The 14,126-nt window shown below is 69.3% G+C and carries 10 protein-coding genes; 4 read left to right on the top strand and 6 right to left on the bottom strand.

The genetic code is table 11. The features are described 5' to 3' along the window. The first annotated feature begins 110 nt into the window (after window positions 1–110). Entirely contained in the window at window positions 111–788 is a 678-nt protein-coding gene (locus A5681_RS23910; RefSeq protein WP_067281556.1) for an MBL fold metallo-hydrolase, read from the top strand. Window positions 789–812: 24 nt separating this feature from the next. Here the strand turns inward: A5681_RS23910 and A5681_RS23905 are convergent, their stop codons facing one another. Beyond that, on the bottom strand, window positions 813–1,256 hold the full coding sequence (locus A5681_RS23905; RefSeq protein WP_067281553.1) for a universal stress protein: 444 nt from the start codon (window positions 1,254–1,256) through the stop codon (window positions 813–815). A gap of 285 nt (window positions 1,257–1,541) precedes the next feature. On the opposite strand from A5681_RS23905, the gene A5681_RS23900 reads away from it, so the two are divergent. Both A5681_RS23900 and A5681_RS23895 read left to right on the top strand, forming a co-directional pair. After that, entirely contained in the window at window positions 1,542–3,107 is a 1,566-nt protein-coding gene (locus tag A5681_RS23900) for a glycosyltransferase family 39 protein (RefSeq protein WP_082968518.1), read from the top strand. Window positions 3,108–3,159: 52 nt separating this feature from the next. After that, window positions 3,160–3,879 carry an MgtC/SapB family protein gene (locus A5681_RS23895; RefSeq protein ID WP_067281549.1) on the top strand — a complete coding sequence of 240 codons (720 nt, stop codon included), beginning with the start codon at window positions 3,160–3,162 and terminating at the stop codon, window positions 3,877–3,879. A 6-nt stretch (window positions 3,880–3,885) separates the two neighbouring features. Here the strand turns inward: A5681_RS23895 and A5681_RS23890 are convergent, their stop codons facing one another. The 4 genes from A5681_RS23890 to A5681_RS23875 all read right to left on the bottom strand — a co-directional run bounded on the left by A5681_RS23890 (window position 3,886) and on the right by A5681_RS23875 (window position 10,343). Next, on the bottom strand, window positions 3,886–5,295 hold the full coding sequence (locus A5681_RS23890; RefSeq protein ID WP_067281546.1) for an MFS transporter: 1,410 nt from the start codon (window positions 5,293–5,295) through the stop codon (window positions 3,886–3,888). 57 nt (window positions 5,296–5,352) lie between these two features. Next, a complete protein-coding gene (gene uvrB, locus A5681_RS23885) occupies window positions 5,353–7,512 on the bottom strand; it encodes an excinuclease ABC subunit UvrB (protein ID WP_067281544.1) in 2,160 nt (719 codons plus the stop codon). Between the two features lie 76 nt (window positions 7,513–7,588). After that, entirely contained in the window at window positions 7,589–8,080 is a 492-nt protein-coding gene (locus A5681_RS23880; protein WP_067281542.1) for a hypothetical protein, read from the bottom strand. 220 nt (window positions 8,081–8,300) lie between these two features. Further along, complete coding sequence (locus tag A5681_RS23875; RefSeq protein WP_067281540.1) at window positions 8,301–10,343, bottom strand: serine/threonine-protein kinase; 2,043 nt, start codon at window positions 10,341–10,343, stop codon at window positions 8,301–8,303. 297 nt (window positions 10,344–10,640) lie between these two features. Here A5681_RS23875 and A5681_RS23870 point away from each other — a divergent pair, with 297 nt between their 5' ends. Next, window positions 10,641–13,292, top strand: a complete 2,652-nt coding sequence (locus tag A5681_RS23870) for an FHA domain-containing protein (protein ID WP_197498708.1) — start codon at window positions 10,641–10,643, stop codon at window positions 13,290–13,292. 9 nt (window positions 13,293–13,301) lie between these two features. Here the strand turns inward: A5681_RS23870 and A5681_RS23865 are convergent, their stop codons facing one another. Then, complete coding sequence (locus A5681_RS23865; protein ID WP_067281536.1) at window positions 13,302–14,048, bottom strand: SDR family oxidoreductase; 747 nt, start codon at window positions 14,046–14,048, stop codon at window positions 13,302–13,304. Window positions 14,049–14,126 lie beyond the last annotated feature (78 nt).

Genomic DNA, 14,126 nt, shown 5'->3' with positions numbered 1-14,126 from the left:
CTGCCCTCTCTCAGTGAATCTTTGACGTGCGGTAGCCGTTGATGCGCACGGCGCATTCCATGCTATGTGCCCATACCGACAAGCAACGTTTGACCAGTAACGTGGCCGCTATGACTGCCCTGGACGACAACTACACCGGACACGTCGACCCTGGTACCGCGGCCCGCCGGACCCTACCCGGCGCCACGATCCTAAAGGCCTCGGTGGGCCCCATGGACAACAACGCGTATTTGGTGACTTGTTCCGCCACCGGCGAAACGCTCTTGATCGACGCCGCCAACGACGCCGACGTCCTGATCGACCTGATCCGGCAGAACGCGCCCAAGGTGTCGTTGATCGTGACCAGCCACCAGCACTTCGACCACTGGCAGGCGCTTCAGGCCGTGGCCGCGGCCACCGGCGCGCCGACCGCCGCGCACGAGATCGACGCCGAGCCGTTGCCGGTCAAGCCGGACCGTTTGCTGGCCGACGGCGACACCGTCGAAATCGGCGAGCTGCGGTTCAAGGTCATCCACCTGCGCGGCCACACGCCCGGCTCGGTCGCGCTCGCCCTCGACGGGCCCGCGACGGGCGGGGTCACCCAGCTGTTCACCGGCGACTGCCTGTTCCCGGGCGGCGTCGGCAAGACGTGGCAGCCGGGCGATTTCACCCAGTTGCTCGACGACGTCACCACCCGGGTGTTCGACGTGTACGACGATTCCACCGTCATCTACCCCGGCCACGGCGACGACACCGTGCTGGGCGCCGAGCGTCCGCACCTGGCCGAATGGCGCGAGCGGGGCTGGTAGACCCCGTGGCGTAGTCGGAAGGGACTACGACGTGGTGTGCACGATCAGCACGTCGACCTTGGCCCGGCGTGAGACGTTGGCGGGCACCGATCCCAGCAACCGGCCGGCGATCGTGCTCAGGCCGACGTTTCCGACGACGAGCAGGTCGGCCTTCTCGTCCTCGGCGAGCTTGACCAGCGCGTCGACCGGGGCGCCGACGATCGGGCGCTCCTCGACGTTCTTGGCTCCGGCCTTGTGCGCCCGCTCCTTGGCGTCCTGCAGGATCGCGTAGATGGGCGCCGTGCCGGACACCTTGTAGCTCTCGTCGCGCAGCGCGTCGGCGGCCCGGGTGTCCTCGTGCTGGGGCAGGTATGCCGACGCGACGAGCAGCTTGGCGTCGGGCCCGGCGATCTGCGCCGCCTTGTCTACCGCACGCATTGACGAGTCCGAGCCGTCGGTTCCCACCACCACAGTCCGATAGGCGCCCATTTACCCTCCCTGATTCGGTTGGTCAGCCAACCCAAGACACTATCGCGTTTGCCCGTTGCGCAGGGAAGAGATTAGCGACACCACGTGGCTCGGCGTGTCGACAATTTGCGGCGCCGCGCTGCGGCGACGGACAATATCGCCGATGACAAAACAATCAAATGCTCTGGCCCGGGGCGGAAAGCGTTGCATAACGCCGCTTTTCGCGGAATGCGCATGCCGGTGCCGAATAGGCCGGAGCCGTTTTGTGACCCGGGCCGGCGATTCAGCTTTACAGTGACAAGCATCATGTCCATCGTCGAGCAGCGCGTCGCGGATGAAGTCGAGGAGCCCGCTCCCGAAAGTCCGCCCGGCCGATTGCTCGACCCGTGGGTCATCGCCGTCTTCGCGGCCGTGGTCAGCGGCGCCTGGGCCTGCCGGCCCTCCCTGTGGTTCGACGAGGGCGCGACCATATCGGCCGCGGCGAGCCGGAACTTGGCCGAGCTGTGGCGGCTGCTGAGCCACATCGACGCGGTGCACGGGCTGTATTACCTGCTGATGCACGGTTGGTTCGCCGTTTTTCCGCCGACCGAGTTCTGGTCGCGGGCCCCCAGCGCCCTGGCGGTCGGCGCCGCCGCCGCCGGTGTCACGGTGTTCACCCGACGCTTCTCGACCCGGCCGGTCGCGGTGTGCGCGGGCGTCGTCTTCGCCATCCTCCCGCGCACCACCTGGGCGGGCATGGAGGCGCGGCCCTACGCGTTCGTGGCCGCCGCGGCGGTCTGGCTCACCGTATTGCTCGTCGCCGCCGTCCGGCGCAACAGAGCGCGATTGTGGATTTGCTATGCGCTGGCGTTAATGCTGTCGATTCTGCTGAATCTGAACATGGTGCTGATGGTGCCGGTTTATGCGGTAATGGTGCCGCTGCTGGCGCAAGAGAAAGCGCGCAAATCTCCGGTCATTTGGTGGGCCGCCAGCTCGGCGGTCGCGGTCGCGGCGATGACGCCGTTCATGTTGTTCGCCCACGCCCAGGTTTGGCAGGTCAACTGGATTTATCCGGTCAGCTGGCATTACGCGTTCGACATCGTCCTGCGCCAGTATTTCGACCACAGCGTTCCGTTCGCCATCGGATCCGCGGTCCTCATCGTGGCGGCGATCGCGGCCCGGCTGGCGGGGGTCCGGCCCCCGGCCGGCGACCTGCGCCGCCTGTTGATCGCCTGCTCGGCGTGGCTGGTCATTCCCACCGCGCTCGTGGTCGTCTATTCGGCCGTCAGCGAACCGATCTACTACCCGCGCTACCTGATCTTCACCGCGCCCGCGATGGCCGTCGTGCTGGCCGTGTGCATCGTCACGCTCGCCCGCAAACCGTGGGCCATCGCCGCTGTGGTGCTGGTCTGTGCCGTGGCAGCGGTGCCGAACTACCTGTTCATCCAGCGCTGGCCGTACGCCAAGGAGGGCTGGGATTACAGCCAGGTCGCCGATTTGATCAGCTCCCGCGCGGCCCCGGGTGACTGCCTGATGGTGGACAACACCGTGCCGTGGCGGCCCGGGCCGATCCGCGCGCTGCTGGCCACCCGGCCGGCGGCCTTCCGATCCCTGATCGACGTCGAACGGGGCGCGTACGGGCCGAAGGTCGGGTCGCTGTGGGACGGCCACGTCGCCGTCTGGCTGACCACGGCCAAAATCAACAAATGCCCCGCGATCTGGACCATTACCAACAAAGAAACGTCGCTGCCCGATCACCAAACCGGGGCGTCATTGCCCCCCGGGCCGGCATTCGGCCGCGCCCCGGCCTATCGATTCCCGAGTTACCTCGGATTCCGCATTGTCGAACGCTGGCAGTTCCATTACTCGCAGGTGGTGAAGTCCACCCGCTGATTGGCGCTTTGCCGGCGGCGTGAACCGCCATTTGTGGGGTAGTTGATCAGGTATGCAAAACTGGCTGGCCGCGCCGCTGCTGGGCGGCAACGTGCAGGGTCTCCGACACCTGGTCGAGCTGTTCGCCGCGTTCGGGCTGACCGCGCTCATCGGCCTTGAACGCACCGTCCAGGGCAAGAGCGCCGGGCTGCGGACGCAGACCATCGTCGGGACGTCGTCGGCGTTGATCATGCTGGTCAGTAAGTACGGTTTCGCCGACGTCCTGTCGGCCGGCACGATCGTGCTCGACCCGTCCCGGGTCGCCGCCCAAATCGTCTCGGGCATCGGATTTTTGGGAGCCGGAATCATCATCACCCGACGCGGCGCCGTGCATGGGCTCACGACGGCGGCCGCGGTGTGGGAATCGGCCGCGGTCGGCATGGCCGTGGGCGCCGGCCTGCTGCTGCTCGCCATCGCCGTCGTGGCCCTGCACTTCGTCAGCGCGCTCCTCTTCAAGGCCGTCGAGGGGCGCCTGACGGCCCAGCTGCGGGGCACGGTCCGGGTACAGATCATCTACGAGAACGGCCGCGGCATGCTGCGGGAGGTGCTGCGCATCTGCGGGCAGCAAAACTGGCAGCTCACCGAGCTCGACGCGGACGCGCACGACATCGACGACGGCGAGGTTCGGGTGGCAATGACGTTGTCCGGCAGCAGGATCGCCAGCGCGCGGCAGGTGTTGGGCGACGTCGACGGGGTGGTGGCCGTCCTGCAGGCCGACGAAGACCCGGACTAGGACGGGCTAACCGACCGGCTGCACCTGGCGCGCGCCGCGCGTCGCCCCGTAGGACACCGCCACCCCGGCGGCGCAGAGCGCGGTGAACACGGTGAACAGCCAGTGCGCCGCCATCCCGTCGCCACCCTTGGTGGTGTTGACCACCACCCCGGCCAGGCCGGCGGCGATCGCCGCGGAAATCAGCTGGACGGTGTTGATCGCCGCCGATGCGGCGCCGCCTTCGGCCGGATCGTCGACCGAGGCCATCGCGCGCGCCGACAGATGCGGCCAGGCCATCCCGATCCCGGTGCCCGCGACCAGCAGTGCCACCGCCCACAGCGCGGCCGTCCACGGGGACGTGTCCCCGCGGCGGGCCACCGCGGCCAGGGCCAGACCGGAAGCCGCCACGATGGGTGCCGCCACGATGACCCGCGCGATCGTCCGCGGGCTCTCCAGGGATGCGCTGAGGATCTCGCTGACCGTCCAGCCCAGCGCCAGCGCCGCTCCCAGGAATCCGGCCGCTATCGGGGTCAGGTGCGCCAGCCGCTGGCCGAACAGCGGCACGTAGGTGTTCACCATCGCGGCGCCCATCAGCGCCCCCATGGTCAGGTAGATCCATTTCGACGGCCCGGGGCCGAAGACGCTGGGCGGCAGGATCGCCGCGTGCGTCCGCCAGTCGACGAGCACGAACGCCCCCACCAGGGCGACGCCGAGGGCGAGCAGCGCGAACGTCGCCAGCGTGTTGCTCGGGATCTGGGCGACGCTGACCGCCAGCGCCGCGGCACCGATCAGCAGCAGCGAGCGCACCGGAACCTTGATCGGCGCCAGGACGGGCGTGCGCTCGACGCGGTCCAGCGCGACGGGCACCAGCAGGGCCATCAGCGCGGTCAGCACCGCCATCGCCACGAAGGCCCACCGCCACAGCCCCAGCTGGGCGAACAGGCCACCCGTCGTCGGGCCAACCACCGTCGCCACGCCCCACATCGCCGACACCAGCGCCGAGCCGCGGGTCCACAGCATCCGCGGCAGGGCGGAGTTGATGACCGCGTATCCGAGCCCGGCCAGCAGGCCCCCGGCCACACCCTGCAGGGCGCGGCCCGCGATCAGAACCTGCATGTTGGGCGCCGCCGCGCAAACCAGGCTGGAGACGCCGAACACGGCGAGTCCGGTCAAATAGCACGAGCGCGCCCCGACGCGCAGCAGCATCGGATTGACCATCGCCGCCGCCACCACCGACCCGACGAGGTACAGCGTCGTGACCCAGGCGTAGAGCCGGCTGCCGCCGATTTCGGCGATCGTGTTGGGCAACAAGCTGGTGGTCAGGAACTCGTTGGTGGCGTAGAGAGCCACCCCACCGGCCAGCAGGATGGCGGTCCTCAAATACCTGGCGCCCAGCAGCTGGCGCCAGCCGCCAGTCACGGTCGCGGTGTCGGTCACCCTTCTACCGTATGGGGTGACTCGGGGGTGGAAATCGGAGATCCCCTGCCAGCAAACTCATTTCAGGCCGGCGGCGTCCATCCCCCGCAGCTCCTTCTTCAGGTCGGCGATCTCGTCGCGGAAGCGCGCGGCCAGCTCGAACTGCAGGTCCCGCGCGGCGGCCATCATCTGCTCGGTGAGGTCCTTGATCAGGTCGGCCAGCTCGGCGCGCGGCATGCTGGTCGTGTCGCGGCCCTCGAACACCCCGGCGCTGACGGCGCGGCCCGGTTCGCCCTGAGCGCGCCGGCCTCGCGAGGAGTTGCGGCCGGACCCGCCCACCCCCACGGTGTCCGTGTCGTCGGCCTCGCGATACACCTGGTCGAGGATGTCGGCGATCTTCTTGCGCAGCGGCTGCGGGTCGATGCCGTGCGCCTCGTTGTAGGCGACCTGCTTGGCCCGCCGCCGTTCGGTCTCGTCGATCGCCTCCTTCATCGAGTCGGTGATCGAGTCCGCGTACATGTGCACTTCGCCGGACACGTTGCGGGCGGCGCGGCCGATGGTCTGGATCAGGCTGCGCGATGACCGCAGGAAGCCCTCCTTGTCGGCGTCCAGGATCGCCACCAGGGAGACCTCGGGGAGGTCCAGACCCTCACGGAGCAGGTTGATGCCGACGAGCACGTCGTACTCGCCCAGCCGCAGCTGGCGCAGCAGTTCCACCCGGCGCAGCGTGTCGACCTCCGAGTGCAGGTAGCGCACCCTGATGCCCATCTCCAGTAGGTAGTCGGTGAGGTCCTCGGCCATCTTCTTGGTCAGCGTGGTGACCAGCACCCGCTCGTCGGCGTCGGTGCGCTTGCGTATCTCGCCGATCAGGTCGTCGATCTGCCCCTTGGTGGGTTTGACCACCACCTTCGGGTCCACCAGGCCGGTCGGCCGGATCACCTGCTCGACGAACTCGCCGCCGGCCTGGCTCAGTTCGTAGGGGCCCGGGGTGGCCGACAGGTACACCGTCTGCCCGATCCGGTCGGCGAATTCCTCCCAGGTCAGTGGGCGGTTGTCGCACGCGGACGGCAGCCGGAACCCGTACTCGACCAGGTTGCGCTTGCGGGACATGTCGCCCTCGTACATGCCGCCGATCTGCGGCACGGTGACGTGCGACTCGTCGATGACCAGCAGGAAGTCCTCCGGGAAGTAGTCGAGCAGGGTCGCCGGCGGCGAGCCCGGGCCGCGGCCGTCGATGTGGCGCGAGTAGTTCTCGATGCCCGAGCAGAAGCCGACCTGGCGCATCATCTCGATGTCGTAGTTGGTGCGCATCCGCAGCCGCTGCGCCTCGAGCAGCTTGCCCTGGCCCTCCAGCTCGGCCAGCCGCTGCGCCAGCTCCTCCTCGATCGTCGAGATCGCGTGGGCCATCCGCTCCGGGCCGGCGACGTAGTGGGTGGCCGGGAAGATCCGCAGCGAGTCGACCTGGCGGATCACGTCGCCCGTCAGCGGGTGCAGGTAGTACAGCGCCTCCACCTCGTCGCCGAAGAACTCGATGCGCACCGCCAGTTCCTCGTAGGACGGGATGATCTCGACGGTGTCGCCGCGCACCCGGAACGAGCCGCGGGTGAAGGACAGGTCGTTGCGGGTGTACTGCACGTCCACGAGCAGTCGCAGCAGGGCGTCGCGGGGCACCTCGGTGCCCACTTTGAGTTCCACGGAGCGGTCCAGGTACGACTGCGGGGTGCCCAGACCGTAGATGCACGACACCGAGGCGACCACGACCACGTCGCGCCGCGACAGCAATGACGACGTCGCGGAGTGCCGCAGCCGCTCCACGTCGTCGTTGATCGAGCTGTCCTTCTCGATGTAGGTGTCGGTCTGGGCGATGTACGCCTCCGGCTGGTAGTAGTCGTAGTACGACACGAAGTACTCAACCGCGTTGTGCGGCAACATCTCTCGCAGCTCGTTGGCCAGCTGGGCGGCCAGCGTCTTGTTCGGCGCCATGACCAGGGTGGGCCGCTGCAGCCGCTCGATGAGCCAGGCGGTGGTGGCCGACTTCCCGGTGCCGGTGGCACCGAGCAGCACCACGTCGCGCTCCCCCGCCCTGATGCGGCGTTCCAGCTCGTCGATGGCCGCCGGCTGGTCGCCGGCGGGCGCGTGGGGGCTGACGACCTCGAAGTGGCCGCCGACGCGCACGACCTCGTCGACCGCGCGGTATTCCGAATGTGCGAGTACCGGATGTTCCGTGGCGAAAGCCATGCCACCAGGTTAGAACCGCGCACCGACAAGTGTCGCGGTGCTGGCTCTATGCAGGCCTTTTGACCGGATGATGCGATCAGACCGGATTGCCGTAACGGCGAGGCGGCGTGGCGGGCCGGCCTTCGTTCGGGCGGGGCATCGAGGCGGACGCCCTGCGCGATGGCGTGCGCCGATACGCCTCGGCAATGTCCGATGGCCGTTCGGGAAGGTCCGCGCGCGGCGAGCCGAACCACCAAATGGCGTTGGGCTCGCCCGGCCGACGCGTCGACGAGGAGGGCTGGTTCTCCTCGAAATCGAGCAGATAGTAATAGAGCACCGCCTCGTCCACGGTCGGCCACGGGCCGGGGTCGATGATCGATTCCCTGGTGTCGCGGACCAGGCCCCAGGTCCCGTCCGACGGCGGTGCCGTGTAGACCAGGTACATCATCGGTCCGTCGGTCCACGCGTGGGTGATGAGATACGGCTGGGTGCGCCTGCGGTTCTCGTCGTCGATGTGGCGCAACAGCTTTCGCAGCACAGCGGCCGCAAACCGCACGTGGCCGTCGGCGGCGTCAGTCGACGGGCACATCCGACCGGACACCCATCGCCCGCAGAGCCGCTGGGTCGACCCGCACTACCTGCATACGCGGAAGCTTATTCGGAACATGACGTCGCCAATGCCGGTCGGCACGTGGGCGAACCGGCCACATCCGTCACACGAGTACCGGTCCGGCGGGGAAAGGCGAGCCCGAAAACTGATAGCGCCGGCGATATCAAATTCGACGGTCGCCTGATGGTGCGGACACCCGCTACCCCACCGGCCGGGTCCACGTCCGCGTGACGGGGTCACACTGCAGCAAGTAGCCGTCGTTCGAGGTGGTCATCGCGAACACCGAGGTGCCCGGCCGGTCGCATGAGCTGCCGGAGGCGTGCACGCCCATCGTGATGGGCGCCTTGGCCCAGCTGTTGCCCTCGCAGACGATCTGCTCGCTGTTGGTCGGGTCATAGGCCAGCTTGCCGACGTCGCCGCACGCCGCGCCGAGCACGGGCGGCGCCGGGGCGGCCGCGGCGGTCGACGTGGCGACGGCCTGGGCGGGGTCGCCGAGGTTCACCCCGGCGGGCACGTCGCCGACCCGGGTGGCCACCACGGGCACCCGCACCACCGCACCCTGCGCACCACATTCGTTGGTCAGCACGGTCTCGGTCACGGTGCCCCGCAGGGTGCCGTCGGCCTGGGGGGCCAACGACCACACCAGCGTCTCCTGCTGGGCCGCGTTCTGGCCGGGGGCCGGCGTGCAGTCCATCCGTTCCTGCTGAGGCGCGCCCTGCCAGTAGCCGCCGACGAAGCGCAGCGTGTCCGTCGGGCCGCTCGCCGTCTGGTGCGCCGCGTTGTCCAGCCGTGCGCCGGTGGCCGCGCAGCCGTTGGTGGTGCACACGGATCTGAAGGCCCACCAGCCGGTGGCGGGGCCGTCGTGGCGGATCGCGACGCCGTTGGTGGTCCGCTTGCTCTGGTCGTAGTCCAGCCGGTAGCTGCCGGAGAGCGACGGTCCCCCGGACCTCGCGGGCGCCGGGACGGAAGGCTTCGACGCGAGCGCCGGGTTGGCCGGCGGGGTGTCGGGCTCGAAGGAGTACAGGACCGATCCGGTGGCGGCCACCGCGATGAGCATTGCGCACACCAACCCGACCGCCCATCGCGTCCGCGCCGAGAACCGGTGGTTCAGCGCGGCGAAAGCGGCGCGCGGGCCGCTGCGCGGCGGCGCCGTCGCCACGGTGCGGGCGCGGGCGCGTTGGCCGGCTTCCGCGGCGGTGTCGCACCGCTCGCTGACGGCGGCGGCGAACGCGCGACACCGCTCGAAGCGGTCCTCGGGTTGCTTCGCGAGGGCAGTGCGGAACACCTCGTCGAGATGCGCCAGCTCCGGGCGGTAATCGCTGAGCCGGGGCGGCTCTTCGTGCAGGTGCTGGCTGATCACCGCGATCGGATTCGAATGCTGGAACGGCGGGGCTCCGGTGAGCAGATGGAAAGCCGTTGCGGCCAAGGCGTATTGGTCGGCCCGACCGTCGATGTTGGATCCCGTCAACTGTTCCGGCGCGGCATAGGCCACCGTGCCCACCGCGACGTTGGTCTCGGTGATCCCGCTGATGTCGCCCAGGTGACGCGCCACACCGAAGTCCGCCAACAGGATTCGGCGTTCGCCGTCCTCCGGATGGGTGAGCAGGATGTTCGCCGGTTTCACGTCCCGGTGCAGCAGCCCGCGGTCGTGGGCGTAGTCGAGGGCCCCGGCGACGGCCTGGACGATGGCGCACACCTCGCCGACCGGCATCCCGTCGGGATAGCGCTCCTTCACCAGCCGGGAGGCGTCGGTGCCCTCCACGTAGTCCATGGAAATCCAGAGGTGACCGTTGTATTCGCCGCGGTCGTGGACGCCGACGATGTGGGGATGCCACAACGTCGCGGCGAGATCGGCCTCGCGGTTGAACCTTTCGCGAAACTCGGGATCGGCGGTGACCGCTTCCGCCAGGACCTTGATGACGTCGCGACGCGGCAACCGGGGATGCAGTGCCAGGTACACCTCGGCCATCCCGCCCGCGCCCAGCTGGCGCAGGATCGTGTAGCCCGCGAACGGCGCCCCGCTGGAAATCGACAGGCGGGCACCGTCGGCCTCCACGAGGCCGGCCACGGGCTCCGCGTTCGGCGCCGAGCTGACCGGCGGGATGCGACGGAACAGATGGGAGATGGTGACCGCGGGCAGCGACTGAAATCCCGCCCGCAGCGCCGCGCGGGCCCCGCTCGGGTTGCTCAGCAGCCGCCGCCCGGCGCCGATGCGCCGGGTCGTGCCCTTGTCGTCATCCATCTACCGCCCCGCCCCCTCGTCGTTTCAGCCCCGGCTTGCCGCAACCTGCGCGGTGCGCACTGCCTCGGGCACGTACATCGCGATTGAGCCTCGCTTCGCCTCGGCGCTGCCGCCGGCACGACGATGTGCCCGGCGCGCACGGAAACAGGCCTCCCCCTTCCGTTGAAGATCATGCCGGATCCCGGTAGGGGCTGGTTTTCAGCGAGCTATGAAACGGCTATGAGTGGCCGAACCGAAACATAGCGAAATCACAGGCGGTCCCAATAGAGACCACTCACCGCGCGCACCGATACTTGAGTGGTGACTCGACCCGCTCCGCCCATCCTGACGATTCGGCATGACGGGTCCCAACGATCCTTCGCGGCCGGCCACGAGGTGGTCGTCGGCCGCGACGCGCAGGCCGACGTGCGCATCCCCGATCCCCGGATCTCGCGCGCCCACCTGATCGTGCGTTTCGACCAGGGCCGGTGGCTGGCAATCGACAACGGCTCGCTGAACGGGACCTATCTCAACGGATACCGGATGCCGGTCATCGATGTCCACGACGGCCAGAGCATTCACGTCGGAAATCCGCGGGGCCCGCGCCTGACCTTCGCCATCGGCCCGCAGCAGGGATACGCCGACCGCCCGGGCCGGACCCGGCCGGGCCACGAGGCCGGACCGCCGACGCTGGCCTGGTCGGCGCTCCCCGAGCAAACGAATCCGACGCGGCCGCCGCGGCCCGCGCCACCCAGGCCGCCCGCCCGGCCGCCGAATTCCCCGATCCGCCAGCCCATTCCACCGCCCCGGCAGGCGCCGCCACCGCAACCGGGCCGGCCCGTGCCGGCCTCGGGCGGTCCGCTGCGCGGCATCCCACCGGAGGAGCGGACCGACGTGCACGCCGGCGCGCCGCCGCCGCAGCGGTCGACGCCGCCCGCCGAACTCACGGTGGTGGACGCGAAGTCGGCCGACGTGTCGAACCTCGCGACGCGCTTTGTGAAGTTGCTCTCACCGCGCTCGTCGGCGGCCGCGGGCACCCACGCCATGACGATCGGGCGCGCCGCGGAGAACGACATCGTGGTCTCCGACGTGCTGGCCTCGCGTCAGCACGCGACGTTGGTGCAGACGCCGCTGGGCACCGAGATCCGGGACAACAGCATCAACGGGACCTTCGTCAACGGCACCCGGGTCGGATCGGCGATCCTGTCCGACGAGGACGTCGTCACCATCGGCAACGTCGACCTCGTGTTCCGGGACGGCGCCCTTGCCGAACGCAGCGAGGCCGAGACCCGCACGGGCGGGCTGGAGGTGCGCAACGTCAAGTACGTCGTCGACAACGGCAAACAACTGCTGGACGACATCTCGCTGATCGCGCGGCCCGGAACGCTGACCGCCGTGATCGGCGGGTCGGGTGCCGGAAAGAGCACGCTGGCCAGGCTGATCGCCGGCTACACGACGCCCAGCTCGGGCTCGGTCACGTTCGAGGGGCACGACATTCACGCCGAATACGCGTCGTTGCGCAGCCGCATCGGCATGGTCCCACAGGACGACGTCGTGCACCGGCAGCTGACGATCAACCAGGCGCTCGGCTACGCCGCCGAACTGCGGCTGCCACCCGACACCAGCAAATCCGACCGGGCGAAGGTCGTCGCCCAGGTCCTCGACGAACTCGACCTGACCAAACACGCCGACACCCGGGTGGACAAGCTGTCCGGCGGTCAGCGCAAGCGCGCTTCGGTGGCGCTCGAGCTGCTCACCGGCCCGTCGCTGCTGATCCTCGACGAGCCGACGTCCGGGCTGGACCCGGCGCTCGACCACCAGGTCATGACGATGCTGCGGCAGCTGGCCGACGCCGGTCGCGTGGTGATCGTGGTGACGCACATGCTGTCCTACCTCGACACCTGCGACCAGCTGCTGTTGGTGGCCCCGGGCGGCAAAACGGCCTACTGCGGCCCGCCCGACCAGATCGGCGCGGCGATGGGCACCACCAACTGGGCGAAGATCTTCACGAAGGTGGGCGCCGATCCGGAGGAGGCCAACCGGCGCTTCATCGAGCAGCGTGACGCCGAGAAGCGGCCGCAGAAGCTCCTGCCGGACAAGGCGGACGAGCCGGGCGCCCTGGGCGAACCGGTGCACACCAGTGTGCGACGGCAGATCTCGACGGTCGCCCGCCGGCAGATCCGGCTGGTCGTCGCCGACCGCGCCTACTTCGTTTTCCTGGCGCTGTTGCCGTTCATCCTCGGGTCGCTGTCGCTGACCGTCCCGGGCGGCAACGGATTTCATCTTCCCGGCCCGAACGCGGGAACGCCGGACGAAGCGGCGCAGATCCTGGCCCTGCTGATGCCCGCCGCGGCGTTCATGGGCACCGCGCTGACGATCCGTGATCTGGTCGGCGAACGCGCCATCTTCCAGCGCGAGCAGGCGGTCGGGCTGTCGACGACGGCCTACCTGCTCGCGAAAACCGCGGTGTTCTGCGGGTTTGCCATCCTGCAGTCGGCCGTCATCACCGCGATCGTGGTGATCGGCAAGAGCGCGCCGACGCGCGGCGGCGTCCTGCTCGGCCACTCGACCGTCGGGGCGACGGTCGAATTGTTCGCCACCGTCGCGGCGACCTGTGTCGCCTCGGCGATTCTCGGCCTGGCGATCTCGTCGCTGGTGCGCTCCAGCGAGCAGATCATGCCGCTGTTCGTGGTGACGGTGATGGCCCAGCTGGTGCTCTGCGGCGGCATGGTCCCTGTGACCGGCCGGCTGGGACTGGATCAGCTGTCGTTCGCGATGCCCGCGCGCTGGGGGTACGCCGCGGCGGCGTCGACGGTGGATCTGCGGCACCTGGTGCCCGATTCGCTGCTGTCCCAGGACCGGTTCTGGCAGCACACGTCGAAGGTGTGGCTGCTGGACATGGGCATGCTGGCGGCGTTGTCGCTGTTCTATGCCGGCTTCGTGCGGTGGAGAATCCGCCTGCGCCGATAGGCCCGGGCCTCAGATTTGCTCCGCACCGCCGTCGACGAAGATCTCGCTGCCGGTCATGAAGCTGCTCTCGTCCGACGCGAGGAAGAGCACCGCCGCGGCGACCTCCTCGGGCCTGCCCAGCCGGCCCATCGGGACCTTGGACGCCTCGCCTTCTCGTAGCTCCTGCTCCCGTCCGGCCGGCGCCAGCCCCATCAGCCCCGGGGTCTCGACCGGTCCGGGCACGATCGTGTTGACCCGGATCCCGCGGCCCACGAGTTCGGCGGCCCAGGTCCGCCCGAACGAGCGGATCGCCGCCTTGGTCGCCGCGTACACGCTGAACGCCGGGGTGCCGTTGTAGGCGGCGGTCGAACCGGTCAGCACGATCGACGAGCCGGGGTTGAGCAGCGGCAGCATGGCTTGCACGGTGAACAACGTGCCGCCCACGTTGGTCATGAACGTGGAGGTGAAGTGTTCGACCGAAATGTCGCCCAGTGCCGCGAATTCTCCGCCGCCCGCGTTGGCGAAGAGGACGTCGAGTCCTTTCCCGCGGGACGCGATGACGTCGGCGACGGCCGCCACGTCGTCGAGGTTGGCCACGTCGGCGCGGATGCCCGTCGCCCGTTCGCCGATCGAGGCCACGGCGGCGTCGATGGTCTGCTGATTGCGCCCGGTCAGAATCACGTGGGCGCCCGCGTCGGCCAGCCGCCGCGCGGCCGCCAACCCGATGCCCGAGTTGCCGCCGGTGACGAGGGCTGTCTTTCCGCTGAGGTCGCTCACTGTGCCCTCCCAAGTTGGCCCGCTGTGCCGGCTTCGACTTCGACGTGGCCCCGAGACGGCCCCGGCAACTAGAGTAGG

The organism is Mycobacterium scrofulaceum (assembly GCF_001667885.1).
In the GTDB taxonomy this organism is placed as follows: Bacteria; Actinomycetota; Actinomycetes; order Mycobacteriales; family Mycobacteriaceae; genus Mycobacterium; species Mycobacterium scrofulaceum_C.
The sequence above is the reverse complement of the archived record's forward strand: the minus strand, read 5'-3'. Positions and strand labels throughout refer to the sequence as shown.

Excerpts from the sequence above, each read along its gene's own strand:
- A5681_RS23910 (WP_067281556.1), top strand. The coding sequence starts at position 111 with ATGACTGCCCTGGACGACAACTACACCGGACACGTCGACCCTGGTACC.
- A5681_RS23905 (WP_067281553.1), bottom strand. The coding sequence starts at position 1,256 with ATGGGCGCCTATCGGACTGTGGTGGTGGGAACCGACGGCTCGGACTCG.
- A5681_RS23900 (WP_082968518.1), top strand. The coding sequence starts at position 1,542 with ATGTCCATCGTCGAGCAGCGCGTCGCGGATGAAGTCGAGGAGCCCGCT.
- A5681_RS23895 (WP_067281549.1), top strand. The coding sequence starts at position 3,160 with ATGCAAAACTGGCTGGCCGCGCCGCTGCTGGGCGGCAACGTGCAGGGT.
- uvrB (WP_067281544.1), bottom strand. The coding sequence starts at position 7,512 with ATGGCTTTCGCCACGGAACATCCGGTACTCGCACATTCGGAATACCGC.
- A5681_RS23880 (WP_067281542.1), bottom strand. The coding sequence starts at position 8,080 with ATGTGCCCGTCGACTGACGCCGCCGACGGCCACGTGCGGTTTGCGGCC.
- A5681_RS23875 (WP_067281540.1), bottom strand. The coding sequence starts at position 10,343 with ATGGATGACGACAAGGGCACGACCCGGCGCATCGGCGCCGGGCGGCGG.